13 protein-coding genes are annotated in these 15,327 nt (G+C 66.9%); 6 read left to right on the forward strand and 7 right to left on the reverse strand.

Features of this window, described 5'->3' with window-relative positions; all coding sequences use genetic code 11:
* Window positions 1-43: 43 nt before the first annotated feature.
* Entirely contained in the window at window positions 44-1,519 is a 1,476-nt protein-coding gene (gene cls / locus VXJ37_RS18935) for a cardiolipin synthase (RefSeq protein ID WP_440589835.1), read from the forward strand.
* Between the two features lie 16 nt (window positions 1,520-1,535).
* Here the strand turns inward: cls and VXJ37_RS18940 are convergent, their stop codons facing one another.
* The 6 genes from VXJ37_RS18940 to VXJ37_RS18965 all read right to left on the reverse strand — a co-directional run bounded on the left by VXJ37_RS18940 (window position 1,536) and on the right by VXJ37_RS18965 (window position 7,885).
* A complete protein-coding gene (locus VXJ37_RS18940; RefSeq protein WP_331324578.1) occupies window positions 1,536-2,810 on the reverse strand; it encodes a multidrug effflux MFS transporter in 1,275 nt (424 codons plus the stop codon).
* Window positions 2,811-2,947: 137 nt separating this feature from the next.
* A complete protein-coding gene (pabB, locus tag VXJ37_RS18945; protein WP_331324579.1) occupies window positions 2,948-5,044 on the reverse strand; it encodes an aminodeoxychorismate synthase component I in 2,097 nt (698 codons plus the stop codon).
* A gap of 110 nt (window positions 5,045-5,154) precedes the next feature.
* Window positions 5,155-5,688 carry a low molecular weight protein-tyrosine-phosphatase gene (locus VXJ37_RS18950; protein ID WP_331324580.1) on the reverse strand — a complete coding sequence of 178 codons (534 nt, stop codon included), beginning with the start codon at window positions 5,686-5,688 and terminating at the stop codon, window positions 5,155-5,157.
* A gap of 146 nt (window positions 5,689-5,834) precedes the next feature.
* Window positions 5,835-6,458 (reverse strand): LysE family transporter, encoded by a 624-nt coding sequence (locus tag VXJ37_RS18955; protein WP_331324581.1) that lies wholly within the window; start codon window positions 6,456-6,458, stop codon window positions 5,835-5,837.
* 78 nt (window positions 6,459-6,536) lie between these two features.
* Window positions 6,537-7,355 (reverse strand): methyltransferase domain-containing protein, encoded by an 819-nt coding sequence (locus tag VXJ37_RS18960; protein WP_331324582.1) that lies wholly within the window; start codon window positions 7,353-7,355, stop codon window positions 6,537-6,539.
* Window positions 7,356-7,384: 29 nt separating this feature from the next.
* Complete coding sequence (locus VXJ37_RS18965; RefSeq protein WP_141945381.1) at window positions 7,385-7,885, reverse strand: MarR family winged helix-turn-helix transcriptional regulator; 501 nt, start codon at window positions 7,883-7,885, stop codon at window positions 7,385-7,387.
* 206 nt (window positions 7,886-8,091) lie between these two features.
* Between VXJ37_RS18965 and VXJ37_RS18970 the strand changes: the two genes are divergently transcribed.
* A complete protein-coding gene (locus tag VXJ37_RS18970) occupies window positions 8,092-10,293 on the forward strand; it encodes an MMPL family transporter (RefSeq protein ID WP_331324583.1) in 2,202 nt (733 codons plus the stop codon).
* 18 nt (window positions 10,294-10,311) lie between these two features.
* Here the strand turns inward: VXJ37_RS18970 and VXJ37_RS18975 are convergent, their stop codons facing one another.
* Entirely contained in the window at window positions 10,312-11,241 is a 930-nt protein-coding gene (locus tag VXJ37_RS18975) for an NAD-dependent epimerase/dehydratase family protein (protein WP_331324584.1), read from the reverse strand.
* A 188-nt stretch (window positions 11,242-11,429) separates the two neighbouring features.
* On the opposite strand from VXJ37_RS18975, the gene VXJ37_RS18980 reads away from it, so the two are divergent.
* The 4 genes from VXJ37_RS18980 (at window position 11,430) to VXJ37_RS18995 (ending at window position 15,241) form a co-directional block, all read left to right on the forward strand.
* Entirely contained in the window at window positions 11,430-12,110 is a 681-nt protein-coding gene (locus tag VXJ37_RS18980) for a TetR/AcrR family transcriptional regulator (RefSeq protein WP_331324594.1), read from the forward strand.
* 92 nt (window positions 12,111-12,202) lie between these two features.
* The gene (locus VXJ37_RS18985; RefSeq protein ID WP_331324585.1) at window positions 12,203-12,499 is read left to right on the forward strand and encodes a hypothetical protein; all 297 of its coding nucleotides are present in this window, start codon (window positions 12,203-12,205) and stop codon (window positions 12,497-12,499) included.
* A 234-nt stretch (window positions 12,500-12,733) separates the two neighbouring features.
* Complete coding sequence (dnaK, locus tag VXJ37_RS18990; RefSeq protein ID WP_331324586.1) at window positions 12,734-14,608, forward strand: molecular chaperone DnaK; 1,875 nt, start codon at window positions 12,734-12,736, stop codon at window positions 14,606-14,608.
* A 3-nt stretch (window positions 14,609-14,611) separates the two neighbouring features.
* A complete protein-coding gene (locus VXJ37_RS18995; protein WP_331324587.1) occupies window positions 14,612-15,241 on the forward strand; it encodes a nucleotide exchange factor GrpE in 630 nt (209 codons plus the stop codon).
* Window positions 15,242-15,327 lie beyond the last annotated feature (86 nt).

The following is a 15,327-nucleotide window of genomic DNA, read 5'->3' on the forward strand; positions in this document are numbered from 1 at the left end:
CGGAAGCCGTTCCCCGGAGCCTAATCTCCCGGGAGTTATAGACGTGTTGTGGCCTTTTTCGCTTGCCGGCACCGCGCCGACGTGGGTTGTGGTGCTCCTGGGCTTTATCGACCTGGCCATCAGGGTCCTTGCCCTGGGCATCATCCCCGGCAACAGGCGCCCCACCACGGCCATGGCCTGGCTGCTGGGCATCTTCTTTATCCCGTTTGTGGGCATCGTCCTCTTCCTGCTGTTCGGCAACTTCCAGCTGTCCAGCCGCCGGCGCGCGCAGCAGCAGCTGGTCAACGACCGGGTACAGGCCGGCATCACAGCACTCTCGGACGCGGAAAGCGACTACCCGGGCCCGGAGTGGGTCAAGTCGGCCGCTGAGCTCAACCGCACGCTGGGGTCCCTGCCCATGGTGGACGGCAACTCCGTGGACCTCATTCCCGGGTACCCGGACTCCATCCTTGAAATGACGAACGCCGTGCGGAAGGCCAAGAAATTCGTCAACGCGGAGTTCTACATCATGAGCTCGGACCACGTGACCAATGACCTGCTCACTGCCTTGGAGGAAGCCGCGGAGCGGGGCGTGGAAGTGCGCCTCCTGTTCGACCACATCGGCACGCTGCGCATCAAGGGCTACAAGAAGCTGCTCAAGCGCCTGAGGGCGGGCAAGATCCAGTGGAGGCGGATGCTTCCGCTCCTGCCCATCCACGGCCAGTGGCGCCGGCCGGACCTGCGCAACCACCGCAAGATCATGGTGGTGGACGGTGAGGTCGCCTTCACGGGGTCGCAGAACCTGATCGAGCCCTCCTACAACAACCCGCGGCACCGCAAGGCGGGCCGCGAGTGGGTGGAGCTGATGGCATGCCTGCGGGGACCGATCGTGACCACCCTGAACGTGGTCTTCGCCACCGACTGGCTGAGTGAAACGAACGAGTCACTGGAACAACAGCTGCAGCTTCCGGCGGATCCCGAGCCCGGCGGCGTAACGGCCCAGGTAGTACCCAGCGGGCCCGGATTCATCACCGAGAACAACCTCCGTCTGTTCAACACGCTCATCTACTCCGCCCAGCACCGGATCTCGATCTGCAGCCCCTACTTCGTTCCGGACGATTCGCTGCTGTATGCCATCACCACCGCGGCCCAGCGCGGCGTCGACGTGGAGTTGTTCGTGTCGGAGAAGGGGGACCAGTTCCTGGTCCACCACGCCCAGCGGTCCTACTACGAGGCCCTCCTGGAGGCCGGGGTGCGCATCTATCTGTACAAGGCCCCGTTCGTACTGCACGCCAAGCACTTCACCATCGACGACGAGGTGGCCGTCCTGGGCTCCAGCAATATGGATATGCGGTCCTTCTCCCTGAACCTGGAGGTCTCCGTGATGCTCCTGGGCGAGGACATCGTCAACAAGATGCGGGCAGTGGAGGACACCTACCGGGACATCTCGCACGAGCTCAAACTCGCGGACTGGCTAACCCGGCCGCTCGCTGCACGGTATGTGGACAACGTGGCCCGGCTGACAGCCACGGTCCAGTAGGCGCGGGTACGCGGACTTACCCGCCGGCGCCGACCCGCTGGCCGCCGTCGTTCCCTGCGTGCTCGGGCCAGCCGCCTTTCCGGTAGGCAGGCGTTCCCAGGGCCAGCACCAGGACTGCCACGGCGCAGCTGCCGATCATGACAACGACCATGGACAGCGAGTTTCCGCCCAGGACCCCTACCAGGGGACTGACGAGCCCCGCCACTCCGGACTGCAGGGCTCCGATCACCGCTGCCGCCGTCCCCGCCATATGCCCGTAGTTGTGGAGGGCCAGGACCGACGCGTTGGCCGGGACCATGCCCTGCATTGACAGGACCAGCCACAGGCCGGCCACCACTCCGAAGGCTCCGCCGGCACCGGTCCCCACCACCAGGAGCAGCAGCACGGCGAAGCCCAGCTGGACCAGGAGGGCGGTGCGCAGGAGGCGGACCGGCGGAAATTTCCGGACCAGGGCGGCGTTGAGTTGGGCCGACAGCACCAGTGCCGCGCCGTTGAGGGCGAAGACCAGGGCGAACTGCTGGGCCGTGAGGCCGTATTCGTTCTGGAACACAAAGGGCGAGCCCACCACGTAGCTCATGATCAGGGCCAGGCCCAGGCCCGGGATGACGGCCAGCGCCATGAAGTGCCGGTCCCGCAGCAGCGCCCAGTACGCACGGGCCACATGCCTGGGGTGGCCGGAACTGCGCCGGTCCTCCGGCAGCGTTTCCGGCATGAACCTCACGACAACCGCCACCAAAACCAGCCCGATGAGAGCCAGCGCGTAAAAGACGGCGCGCCAGTTCCAGGCTCCGGCGATGGCCTGCCCCACGGTGGGGGCCAGGAGCGGCGCCACCCCGATCACCAGCATCAGCCGGGACAGCAGCCGGGCCGCGGCGGAGCCGACGAACCGGTCGCGGATGACGGCGAGGGCCACCACGGCGGCGGCCGCGTTGAAGAAGCCCTGCAGCACGCGCAGCCCTGTGAGCGTTTCGATGTTCGGCGTCATGGAGCACAACAGCGAGATGGCCACGTGCAGGGAAATGCCGATGAGCAGCGGCAGCCGCCGGCCAAACCGGTCCGAGAAGGGGCCGATGACCAGCTGGCCGATGCCGGCGCCCACGAGGGTTCCGGACAACGTCAGTTGGGCGGCCGTCTGGGTGGTGTGGAGGTCCGCCTCCACGGCGGGCAGGGAGGGCAGGTACATGTCCGTGGTGAGCGCCGGAAGCGCCGCCAGGGCCCCGAGCATGAGCACATACTTGAAACTGCGCGGTGCCTGCCTGCTGGAGTTTTGGGGATGGGACGGTTCCGTCATGCGGCAACCTGCCTTGCGTGGGCGCTTGGGTCCGCCGCATGTCTTGGGCGGGTCAGCTGACCCTCAGGTGCCTACCCGCGGCTGGTTCCTCCTAAACGGGCGTCCGCACTGTGGACAGGGGTACGGGTCACCTGGAATCAGTCGTCAGGGAAGTCCGCGCCCAGGGTGGAGAGCACCCCGTGGGCCTTGGTGCGGATCTCCTCATATTCATCGTCCGGTACGGAATCCGAGGTGATGGCGCCCCCGACGCCGAGGGACAGTTCAGCCGTTCCGTCACCCGCCGTGCTGACCACCAGGGTCCGGATGGCGACGGCGAGGTCCGCTGCCCCGTTGAGCGAAAAGTAGCCGATGGCACCCGAGTAGAGGCCGCGGGGTCCGGCTTCGAGCTGGTCCAGGATGGCCATGGTGCTGATCTTCGGGGCACCGGTCATGGAACCGGCCGGGAAGCATGCTGCCACCGCCTCCGCCCGCAGGGCACCGGGAAGGAGGCGGGCGTCGATGGTGCTGACCATTTGATGGACCGTGGCGTAGGTTTCGATCGCACACAGCCTGCTGACGGTCACCGATCCCGGCTCGGCAAAGTGGCTGAGGTCGTTGCGCAGCAGGTCCACGATCATGATGTTCTCGGCCCTGTCCTTCAGGGACGTGGCCAGGTCGGTGCGCAGTTGCCGGTCCTCTTCGGGGTCGGCAGCGCGGCGCCGTGTGCCCTTGATCGGCTCGGCGCGCATCCGGCCGTCGGACGCTATCTTCAGGAACCGCTCGGGCGAGGTGCTGGCCACAGAGAGATCTCCCAGCCGCAGGTAGCTGGCGAACGGGGCCGGGTTCCTCCGGCGCAAGGCCAGGTAGGTGGTCCAGGGGTCCAGCGAGGCGGCCGGGATCCGGGCCTCGAGGGTGGTGGTCAGGCAGACCTCGTACGTGTTTCCCTCGGCGATCTGGTGCTGGGCGGCGCTGATCTTCTCCCGGTACCGTTTGCCCGTGTCCCGGCTCCGGAAGACAGGCGGTTCAGGCAGTACGACGCCGGTGCTGGCGCCGGCCTCCGCTGCCTGGGCAGGATCGGCGCGGATCGCGGCATCCTCAACAGCCGCACGTGCCTGAGCCAGCCACTCGCCGGCATCCGGGGCATCCAGCGCCAGGAGCCAGACGGTCCCATCGGCGTGGTCCAGGACCACCGCCCGGCCGGCAAAGATCAGGCTGGCATCCGGCGTGGGCGCGGAAACGTCGCTGCCGCCGGTTTCACGCTTGAGCTCGTAGCCGAGGCAGCCGAGCCAGCCCAAGGTGAACTCGCAGGGGTATCCATCCGGGGTGCGCACCGCCCCCCGGCCCCAGACAGTGTCCAGCCAGCGGAAGAACGGGCCCGGAACGGTGGCCGTGCACGAGCCCGCCTTGATCCGGCTTACGCCTGCCCGGTGCGTCACCGACTGGCCGAACATTCCGCCGTCGTCCGTCATGATGCTGAACCGGCTGCGCTCAGCGGCGGTCCGCGCTGCCTGCCCCGCCTCCTTCACCCCGGCGTTGTCCGGGCGCGCGCCTGCATTGGAGGAGTCCAGCCAGACGGCATTGGCAGAGCGGCCATACAGGGCCTGGAACAGAGCGGGCGCATCGGGGATGGCCGTCAGGCGCTCGGCATGGAGGCGCAGGCTGCGGCGTGCGGAAAGTTCGGGCGCCAGCGCGGGTGCCAGAGCGGGCAGGTAGGGGAGGAGTTGCAGCAGCTCGGCCGGAGCGGATGCGTCGGCAAGGTTGTGGACCCGGAGGTCCGCATGGCCGGGGACGTCGTCGCGGCCCAGCCACTCGTCCTCCTGCGCTGCCCACTGGTCCCAGTACGGTTCATACGTCGCCCCGTCACGGTCCAGCGCCCGCGTCCTGCGGATGTCGTCGGGCGACTCCGCCCAGATCACTGTGTGGAGCATCGGCCGGGCTGCCTCTGCCGCGGCCCCCACTCCTTCGATAATCACGATCTCCGCGGGCAGCGTCACCCGGGTGTCGCCGTCGTAATGGTTTTTCCAGTCCCAGCTTGTCCAGGTGGCGGCCTCGCCGCGGCTCAGCGGCGTAAGGACCGTTGTGACGTAGCGTTCGACGCCGGCCGCCAGCCCGTCCCAGCCGGGGTAGATGTCTTCAAGGTGGAACAGCGAGACCTTATGGTGGGCGCGGAGCCTGGCCGCAAGCTCGACGGCGAGGGTGGTCTTCCCTGCGCCGGAACGCCCGTCGACGGCGATGATGACGGGGGCTGGGCTCATGGACTAGAGCGTACCGTTTTCCGTTGGCAGCTTTCATCCATGAACGGCGCCGTTGCCCGGAGGCATTCCTCCTGCCGGGGTGCAAAGGTTCTTCCTGCGCCGGGACCCAGCTAGTGCGGCTGAAGCTGGGTGTTCTGCAGGACCGCTGCCTTGATGTGCCGGACCAGGCCGGGCAGGGCGGCGTGGATCTGGTGCCACACGGCATCGAAGTCCGCGTGCCCGCCGTACCAGGGGTCCTCAATGCCTTGGTCCAGCCGGTGCCGCTCCGCCATGGCGGGATCGAAACTGCGGAGCATGTGGATCTTGCCCAGGGAATCCTGGTCCGGCGCCGCTTGGCTCAGCCAGGCAAAGTGGTCGATGTCCAGGGCCAGGATCAGGTCGCGCTCGTGGAACCATTCCGGCTCCCACTCGCGCGCAATGTGGTGCTCCGAGGAGAGCTGGGTTGCAGCGAGCCTGCGGGCTGCCCGGGGATCTATGGGCCGCCCGGCCTCGTAACCGGTGATCCCGGCGGAGTCCACCTCCACCAGTCCGGCCAGGCCCTCACGTTCAAGCGCTGCCACGAGCATCAGCTCGGCCATGGGGGACCGGCAGATGTTGCCGGTGCAGACGGTGATGACGCGGTATGCGCTCGACGTTGAGTCCATGGACTAAGCATGCGCGCTGCCGATCACTCTTGGCTACCCGTCCGTTCACAATGCTTTACGGGGTTGTAAAGATGCATTACTTGGCGCGGTATGGGTATGTGACAGGTGGTGCAGAGGAGCGAAGGGAGTCCTGGTGCAGCGGAGTCCTAGTGGATCAGGGCCAGCAGGATGCCCACCCCCACGAACAGGACGCCAAACACCCTGCTGAGCACCGACTGGCCCCGTTCCGTGCTGGTGAACCGCTGGAAGGACCGTGCCGCCGCGGCAAAGAAGAACCACATCACCAGGATGTCGATGGCCACGATGGTAGCGGTGAGTACTGCGTACTGGGTGAACAGCGGCTGGTCGGGCCTGATGAACTGGGGGGTGAAGGCCAGGAAGAACACGATGGCCTTGGGGTTCAGCAGGTTGACCCAGAAGCCACGCCGGAAGATGGACCAGGCGGGTTCATTGCGGAGGGCGGCCGCCTGCTCCTGCGCCACGGTTGGCTTACTCAGGAACTGGCGGATGCCGAGGTACACCAGGTAGGCGGCGCCGGCGTAGCGGATCACGTTGAAGGCTACGGGGGAGCTGGCCACCAGCACTCCGACGCCCAGCGCCACGATGAGGACGTGCACGATGAGGGCCGCCTGCTGGCCCAGGATTCCCCAGATGGACCGGCGGAAGCCTGCATTGAGCGAGTTGCTCATGGTGTTGATGGCCCCGGCTCCCGGGGTGAAGCTGATCAGGACGCCGGCGCCCGCAAGGGCGAGCCACAGGGAAAATTGCACTGAACAATATTACGCGGGCAAAAGCAGGGCCTCGCGTCGGCCGCCCTTTCCATACTTCGAACTCACTGGTGCGGCTGGTCAGGCCCGGGCAATCACCTCGCCGTTGGGGATCAGGAACCAGCCGTCGTCGGTGGAACCCCAGCGGTGCCAGCCGGCCGAAATCCGGGCAAGGTCAGCCGCATTGGCGAATCCATACTCCAGTGCCTGCTCAGCGAAGGCTGAATGCAGGACCCGTTCGCCCCAGACCCGCGCCTGCCAGCGGCGCTGCTGCGCCGTGGCGTACAGCCAGTTGCTGCTGGTGGGAGCGACGTCGGTGAATCCCGCTGACTGGGCCCAGCTGACCAGCCGCCGCCCGGCGTCGGGCTCTGCTCCGTTGCGGCGGGCGATCCGCTGGTACAGGTCCATCCATTCGTCCAGCTCCGGAATTTCCGGGTACCAGCTCATCCCATGGAAGTCGGCATCGCGGACCGCCACAATGCCGCCCGGCTTGGCCACCCGCCGCATTTCCCGGAGTGCCTCCACAGGGTCCGTAAGGTGCTGGAGCACCTGGTGGGCGTGGACGACGTCGAACGTTTCGTCCGGGAAGTCCAGATCGTAGATGTTGCCCGCCACGAACTCGACGTTGGGCACTTCCCGCTCGACGGCGAGTGCTTGCGCCTGGCTGATGACGTCAGGCGAGCGGTCCAGGCCGGTGACCCTGCCGGGGCTGACCAGGGCGGCGAAATCGCAGGTGATGGTTCCCGGCCCGCAGCCGACGTCGAGCAGGGTGGACCCGGGTGTGAGGTACGGGAGAACGAAGGCGGCCGAGTTCTCGGCGGTCCGGGCGGCATGGGCCCGGACCACGGACTCGTGGTGGCCGTGCGTGTAAACGTCTTCCTCAGGCTGCTGCGCACTCATAACCAAACGCTACCCCCTGCGGGGGCCCGCTATCCGGATTCTGTCCTGGCCGCCACGGTGGCATCGATCATCGCCGTCATGAAGCGCGTGACGGTTTCCAGTTCGGCTTCAGAGAACCCTGCCATGGCGGTGCCCATGTGCTGCGCCAGCGGGGCGAAGATGGCTCCGCCCTCCTGGAAGGCCTTTGGAGTCATCTTCAGCTGGACCTGCCGCCGGTCCGTGCTGTGCCGCTCGCGGACCACGTGACCGGAACTGTCCAGCCGGTCGATCAGCGCCGTGGTGGCCGGCGAACTCAGGTTCAGTTCCTTCCGCAGCAGCCCCGGCGTCACCACATTGCCCCGCGCCGTGTGCCGCATGATCACAGCCAGGGCGTTCATGTCAGTGCGGTGCATGTCCTTGCGCTCGCCGGCGGCATCGACGTACCGGTTCGCTTCAATGGTGAACTCCTGCAGGATCCTCAGCAGGGGGTGGCCGAACTCAGGGCCGGACCGCTCGAAGGGGGATGGTGGGGGAGCGCTCTTGCCTTCCATCTCCACCTCCCTGTCGTTCTGTCCCGGGCCACTTTATGCGCCGGCGTCCTGACGGATATTACTCCAGCGCGGGAGATCGCCTGCTGACGCCGCTGCCGGCAGGATCACCCAATCCAAATAAAGCTTGACTGGCACTTATCTCTATCGTGGAGATAATCTATGCTGGAAACAAATCTTACTCCCCCTGCTCGTGGACGGAAGGCATCATGAATCGCACAAAAGTCGCCAGGGAACGTGTTCCGTTCTGGCTTCGCTGGCTGGTACCCGTGGTCCTGGTGCTGACCTGGCTGGGACTCGCCGGGGTTGGCGGGCCCACGTTCGGGCGCCTGGAGGAGGTCTCATCCAATGACCAGGCGTCGTTCCTCCCCGCAAGCGCTGAGGCCACCGAAGCCCAGGACTGGCAGGCGAAGTTCCGGGACTCGGACGAGGTCCCCGGCATCATCGTCATCGAGAAGAACGAGGCTTTCACTCCCCAGCAGCTCGGGGAGCTGGCCACGCTGAAGACCAGCCTTGAAGACCTCAAGCTGGGCAGTACTGTGATCGGCCCGATTCCGTCGAAGGACGCCAAGGCCGTCCAGTTCGTGGTTCCCATCGGGTCCTCCGGCGAAATCAAGGACGCAGTGAAGGAACTCCGCGGCACCGTCACCGCGGCGGCCCCTGAAGGCGCGCGGACCTTCGTTACCGGGCCGGCCGGCCTGGCGGCGGACCTCACTGCAGCGTTCGGCGGCATTGACGGGATCCTCCTGCTCGTGGCGCTGTCCGCGGTATTCGTCATCCTCCTGATCGTCTACCGGTCCCTGCTGCTGCCCGTCATGGTCCTGCTCACGTCGGTGTTCGCCCTCTGCGCGGCCATCCTGCTGGTGTTCGGCATGGCAAAGGCCGGCTGGATCCAGCTCAACGGCCAAAGCCAGGGGATCCTCTCCATCCTGGTGATCGGCGCAGCCACGGACTATGCCCTCCTCTTCGTGGCCCGGTTCCGGGAGGCCCTCACCCACACGACCAACCGCACCGCCGCGGTCCTGACCGCGTGGAAGGCGTCCTTCGAGCCAGTCCTTGCCTCCGGCGCCACCGTGATCATCGCGCTCCTGTGCCTGCTCTTCTCCGACCTCAACTCCAACAAGGCCCTGGGCCCGGTTGCGGCAGCAGGCATCCTCTGCGCCCTGTTCGCCGCGCTGACCTTGCTGCCGGCACTGATGGCGCTGCTGGGCCGGGCTGCTTTCTGGCCCTTCCGGCCCAGGCTCCTCCCCGCGGACCAGCGCGAACCGGAACTGGTCACCGGCCTGGAGGGCCAAAAGGGCCTCTGGCGGGCTATGGGTTCCCTCGTGTCGCGGCGCCCCAGGACCATCTGGGTGGCCTCGGTCCTCCTGCTCCTCGTCGCAGCGGGCGGGCTGTTCCAGCTGAAGGCCAACGGCGTGCCGCAGACGGACGTCATCCTCACCGCCTCCAACGCAGTGGACGGCCAGGATGCGCTGGCCCGCCACTTCGACGCCGGCAGCGGCAGCCCCGCCGTCGTGGTTGCAGACCAGGGCAACGCAGCCGAGGTGCTGGACAAAGTGAAAGCGGACGGCGGCGTGGGCGACGCTTACCTGCTGGGGCGCGGCAGCGTGCCCGTCACCGGAGCCCCGGGCGCTCCCACCGCACCGGACGTCCGGGACGGAAAGGTCCTCATCAACGCCACGCTGAAGAATGCCGCTGACTCGCTTGCGGCGGAGGAGACCATCAAGGCCCTTCGCGCCGAGGTGAAGGCCGTTGATCCCGGCGCCCTGGTGGGCGGCGTGACTGCTACGGCGCTGGACACCAACACCACGGCCCAGCACGACCTGGTGGTCATCATCCCGGTGGTCCTGGTGGTGATCCTCTTCATCCTCATGCTGCTGCTGCGCTCCATCGTGGCCCCGGTCCTGCTGGTGCTCTCGGTGGTGGTGTCCTACGCGGCCGCACTGGGAGTGTCCGCCTTCGTGTTCAACAACCTCTTCGGGTTCCCGGGAGCCGACGCCACCGTTCCGCTGTTCGGCTTCGTCTTCCTGGTGGCCCTGGGCGTTGACTACAACATCTTCCTGATGAGCCGCGTCCGCGAGGAATCCCTCAAGCACGGCACCAGGCCCGGCATCCTGCGTGGTTTGGTGGTGACCGGCGGCGTGATCACCTCGGCAGGCGTGGTCCTGGCCGCCACCTTCGCCGCCCTGGGCGTCATTCCCATCATGTTCCTGGTGCAGTTGGCGTTCATTGTGGCCTTTGGCGTCCTGCTGGATACCGTGCTGGTGCGCTCGCTGCTGGTGCCGGCCCTGGCCTACGACATTGGCCCGAAGATCTGGTGGCCCAGCAAGCTGGGCCGGACGGATGGCGGGAATGCCGTCCGCACGCCGGAGTCCGGCGTCGAACCCCTTGAAGAGGTTCCCAGCCGCTAGCCCCGCCTTTCCCGGAGGCTAGCCCTGTTGCCGCCACCATTCCACGGTGGCGGCAACAGCCGTTTCCAATGGGGTGTGGCTGACGCCCAGCATTGCCTCGGACACCGCAGAGGCCATGACGAACGGACGCTCAAACTGGTACAGCATCTCCGCGAGCTCCCGCGCATCCGCCGAGAGGAGGCCAGCCGCCCGGAGCGTCCAGCCAGGGAGGACGCGCACCTTGGGGGCGGCCCGTCCCGCAGCGGCAGCGAAGGCAGATGCAAGTTCCTCCTGGGTGATGGCAGGACCCGTGGGTGCATGCCATACGGCGTTCCAGGCAGACGGACTGTTGGCCGCAGCGATCATGGCGCGGGCAAGGTCAGGAACGAACGTGAACGAGTGCGGCTGCCGGGAGCTTCCCACCACGCTGACGCTCTTCCCCGCCATGATGGGAGCCACCATGCGTTCGCCGCCGTGGGCCATCCGGACGCGGGGACCAAAGAAGTCGCCCGACACCACGCTCACCGTTGGCGCGGGTGAGGCCTCACGGGCCTGCAGCAGCTCCGTCCGTACTCCCCGCTTGCCCCCGGCTGCCCGGCGGGGGCTGTCCTCGGTCATCACGCGGTCCGGCTCGCTGTAGGAGTAGAGGCTTTCGGGAAAGACGACGACGGCGCCCACCTCCCGGGCTGCCTTGAGCACCGCCTGCTCGGCGGCGGGGAGTTCGGCCCGCCAGGCATTGGCCGTGTAGGCCGACCCGTGGATGCAATGGAAGACCGCTTTGGCGCCGGCAAGAGTGTCCCCCAGGACCGCAGGATCCTTCGCGTCCCCCTGGATCCGCTCGATCAGCGGGTGCTCCGGCCCACTGCCTGATCGCGTGAGGACGCGCACCTGGCGCCCCTGTTCCACCAGCTGCTCCGCGACCGCCCACCCCACCGGTCCCGCGCCGGTCACTACATTTACATTTGACACCCTGGCCTCCTCCTCGGTTATCGAGAGCACCGCTCTCTGAAGCCAGCATGAAGCCGCTTGGAGCAGAAGTCAAGAGCGGTGCTCTCTTCTGATCCTGCTGCTCTCTTTTATGACATGATGAAGCCGTGGATGACATCGACAACACCGCCGTCAAGTCCCGCCCGCTCACGCCGCGGCAGCGGGCAAGGATGCAGACTGTGGCGGATATCGTGCGGCTGGGCAGGCGGCACCTGGCCACGGATGGGGCGGCGGCGCTCTCCCTGCGTGCGGTGGCGAGGGACTTGGGGGTGGTGTCCTCCGCCGTCTACCGCTATGTGGAGAGCCGGGACGAGCTGCTGACGCTGTTGCTCATCGATGCCTTCGATGAGTTGGGGGATGAGGTGGACGCGGCTGTGGGCGAGGCTCCGGACGGGGACCACCTTGCCCGGTTCGCAGCGCTGGGCCGGGCGGTCCGGGCGTGGGCCCTGCGGGAACCTGCCAGTTACGCACTTCTGTTCGGCAGCCCGGTTCCCGGGTACAACGCGCCGGCCGACCGCACAACCGTCCCCGGCACCCGGGTCATCGTGAGCCTGATCGGCATCCTGGAGTCCGCCTCCATGGCGGGGCGTCTTGTGGCAGCGGGACCTTTCCCGGAATTGCCACCCACCCTGGCGGGGAACCTGGCCGCCATCCGCCGGCAGTTCGGGCTGGAGATGCCGGAGGCGCTCGTGGCGCGGGGCGTCCTGGTGTGGAGTTCGCTCTTCGGTGCGGTGAGCTTCGAGGTGTTCAACCAGTACGGGCCCGACACCTTCACGGCGCCGGCGGAGCTCTTCGAGCACCATCTTTCGGTCCTGGCCGGCGTCGCGGGCCTGCCGCCGGCGGTCGGCTGAGGCGGGGCCGCGGCCCTGTCGGTGCGCCCGCCCCGTGGATAGACTGCCAAGTGCGCCGCCAAGGACGCCGAGCCTCGAAGGAGAGATGCACCATGACTGAGAATCCTGAAGTTGCCGCCGAGGAGCCCCGCCGGGCCAGCAGTGCACCTGGACTGGAGGGCGAGGGCGGGCAGTACGTCGACGGTGATTTTGGCGATGCCGGCACGATTAATGAGCCCGAGAGGGGTCCCGCTGACGGCGAATACGAGGAAGGCGATTACGGCGACGCCGGTGCGGCCGGCGACGCCCGCACCGAGCAGGCCATCCGTGAGGGGCTGACGGCGGGCCAGGTCCAGGCGACGGATGATGAGCGCGGCCCCCTGCATGGTGACCGCGGCACGGAGCGCTGAGCACCTCCGCGCAAGCGTTCTCCCAAAGCGAACCTGGCTGCCGCCGTCGTACTTTTGCGGATCTGGCGGCGGAAATCCGCGGAATGTGGAGGCTGGATCCGCGCGCGGCCCACAAAGTTGAGCGTCCTTCACTCAACTTTGGATTGACATCGGTGGCGCCCTGAGTAGAGTTGAGTGCAGAACGCTCAATGCTTAGGGCGCCAACCAGTTTCCAAGGAAAGAAGGAAGCAACACATGTCACGTGCAGTAGGTATCGACCTCGGAACCACCAACTCCGTCGTCTCCGTTCTCGAAGGTGGCGAGCCCACCGTTATTGCCAACGCCGAGGGTGGCCGCACCACGCCGTCGGTCGTTGCGTTCTCCAAGTCCGGCGAGGTCCTGGTTGGCGAAATCGCCAAGCGCCAGGCCGTCAACAACATCGAGCGCACCATCGCTTCGGTCAAGCGCCACATGGGCACTGACTGGAAGGTGGACATCGACGCCAAGAAGTACACCCCGCAGGAAATCTCCGCGCGTATCCTCATGAAGCTGAAGAACGACGCCGAGTCCTACCTGGGTGAAAAGGTCACCGACGCCGTCATCACCGTCCCGGCCTACTTCAACGACGCCGAGCGCCAGGCCACCAAGGAAGCCGGCGAAATCGCAGGCCTTAACGTCCTGCGCATCGTTAACGAGCCCACCGCCGCGGCACTCGCCTACGGCCTGGACAAGGGCAAGGAAGACGAACTCATCCTGGTCTTCGACCTCGGTGGCGGTACGTTCGACGTCTCGCTGCTGGAAGTCGGCAAGGATGAAGACAACTTCTCCACCATCCAGGTCCGCGCCACCGCCGGTGACAACCGCCTGGGCGGCGACGACTGGGACCAGCGCGTCGTTGACTACCTGCTCAACCAGCTCAAGGTGAAGGGCATCGACCTTTCCAAGGACAAGATTGCCCTGCAGCGCCTCCGCGAAGCAGCGGAGCAGGCCAAGAAGGAACTCTCCTCCTCCTCCAGCACCAACGTCTCGCTCCAGTACCTCTCCGTCACCCCCGACGGCCCGGTCCACCTGGACGAGCAGCTGACCCGCGCCAAGTTCCAGGACCTCACCAAGGACCTGCTGGAGCGCACCAAGAAGCCGTTCCACGACGTCATCAAGGAAGCCGGCATCAAGCTTTCCGACATCAACCACATCGTGCTGGTGGGTGGCTCAACCCGTATGCCCGCCGTCTCCGAACTGGTGAAGGAACTGGCCGGCGGCAAGGAGCCCAACAAGGGCGTCAACCCGGACGAGGTCGTGGCAGTCGGCGCAGCCCTCCAGGCCGGTGTGCTGAAGGGTGAGCGCAAGGACGTCCTCCTCATCGACGTCACCCCGCTGTCCCTCGGCATCGAGACCAAGGGCGGCGTGATGACGCACCTGATCGAACGCAACACCGCCATCCCCACCAAGCGGTCCGAAACCTTCACCACCGCTGACGACAACCAGCCGTCCGTGGCCATCCAGGTCTTCCAGGGCGAACGCGAGTTTACCCGGGACAACAAGCCGCTGGGCACGTTTGAGCTCACCGGCATCGCCCCGGCACCGCGCGGCATCCCGCAGATCGAGGTCACGTTCGACATCGACGCCAACGGCATTGTCCACGTGTCCGCGAAGGACAAGGGCACCGGCAAGGAACAGTCCATGACCATCACCGGTGGTTCGAGCCTCTCCAAGGAAGACATTGACCGGATGGTCCGCGACGCCGAGGAGCACGCAGCCGAGGACAAGGCCCGCCGCGAGGCAACCGACACCCGCAACACGGCCGAGCAGCTCGCCTACTCCGTGGACAAGCTGATCGCCGACAACGCGGACAAGCTGCCCGAAGAGGTCAAGACCGAGGTCCAGGGCGACGTGGACAGCCTGAAGAAGGCCCTCGAAGGCACCGACGACGCCGCTGTGAAGTCCGCCTTTGAGAAGCTGCAGGCTTCCCAGACCAAGCTCGGTGAAGCCATCTACGCCCAGCCCGGTTCCCCGGACGGCGCAGGCGCTGCAGGTGCCGGTGCTGCCGGTGGCGCGGGAGCTTCGGCAGGCGCTTCCGACGAGGACATCGTCGACGCCGAGATCATCGACGAAGACGAAGCGAAGAAGTAACCCATGCCGCACCACGGTAACGAGGAAGAGCACAACACCTCCGCGGGCCAGCAGAACGCGCAGGCCCGGCACCCCGAGGGCGGCCAGCCCGCCCACGGGACCGGTTCCCAGGCGGATTCCGACGGCGACGCGCTGGCCCAGGCCGAGGAGATTCTCAACGGCGTGGACGTGCCGGCCGAGGACTCCGTGGCCCAGGGCGTCCCGGCAGGCTCCGGCAACGCCGAGGCAGCCGAGCTGCGCAACGACCTGCTCCGCCTCCAGGCTGAGTACGTCAATTACCGCAAGCGCGTTGAACGCGACCGCGCCGTGGCAGGGGAGATGGCCGTGATCGGCGTCCTGAACTCCCTGCTCCCGGTCCTGGACGACGTCGACGCCGCCCGGCAGCACGGCGACCTCACCGACGGACCCTTCGCCGCGATCGCCAACAAACTGGAGAACGCGCTGAAGACCTACGGCCTGGTCCGCATCAACGAGACCGGCGTGGAGTTCGATCCCACGATCCACGAGGCCCTGATCCAGCAGCCCGGCGAGGACATCGAGGTTGACACCGTCAGCCAGGTCCTCCGCTCAGGCTACAAATCAGGAGAACGCGTCCTCCGCGCAGCCCAGGTCATCGTCGCGGTCCCTGCTTAGTCGGGGTTTATCCCCACGCCTCCGCGGATGAGGGGGCCCCGCCCCTACGCGTGGCGGCTTGGTCCTGCGGACCTAAGCCGCCACGC

Origin of the sequence: Pseudarthrobacter phenanthrenivorans (genome assembly GCF_036455295.1) — a bacterium.
Lineage (GTDB): Bacteria > Actinomycetota > Actinomycetes > Actinomycetales > Micrococcaceae > Arthrobacter > Arthrobacter phenanthrenivorans_C.

Excerpts from the sequence above, each read along its gene's own strand:
- VXJ37_RS18940 (WP_331324578.1), bottom strand. The coding sequence starts at position 2,810 with ATGACGGAACCGTCCCATCCCCAAAACTCCAGCAGGCAGGCACCGCGC.
- pabB (WP_331324579.1), bottom strand. The coding sequence starts at position 5,044 with ATGAGCCCAGCCCCCGTCATCATCGCCGTCGACGGGCGTTCCGGCGCA.
- VXJ37_RS18950 (WP_331324580.1), bottom strand. The coding sequence starts at position 5,688 with ATGGACTCAACGTCGAGCGCATACCGCGTCATCACCGTCTGCACCGGC.
- VXJ37_RS18960 (WP_331324582.1), bottom strand. The coding sequence starts at position 7,355 with ATGAGTGCGCAGCAGCCTGAGGAAGACGTTTACACGCACGGCCACCAC.
- VXJ37_RS18965 (WP_141945381.1), bottom strand. The coding sequence starts at position 7,885 with ATGGAAGGCAAGAGCGCTCCCCCACCATCCCCCTTCGAGCGGTCCGGC.
- VXJ37_RS18970 (WP_331324583.1), top strand. The coding sequence starts at position 8,092 with ATGAATCGCACAAAAGTCGCCAGGGAACGTGTTCCGTTCTGGCTTCGC.
- VXJ37_RS18980 (WP_331324594.1), top strand. The coding sequence starts at position 11,430 with ATGCAGACTGTGGCGGATATCGTGCGGCTGGGCAGGCGGCACCTGGCC.
- VXJ37_RS18985 (WP_331324585.1), top strand. The coding sequence starts at position 12,203 with ATGACTGAGAATCCTGAAGTTGCCGCCGAGGAGCCCCGCCGGGCCAGC.
- dnaK (WP_331324586.1), top strand. The coding sequence starts at position 12,734 with ATGTCACGTGCAGTAGGTATCGACCTCGGAACCACCAACTCCGTCGTC.
- VXJ37_RS18995 (WP_331324587.1), top strand. The coding sequence starts at position 14,612 with ATGCCGCACCACGGTAACGAGGAAGAGCACAACACCTCCGCGGGCCAG.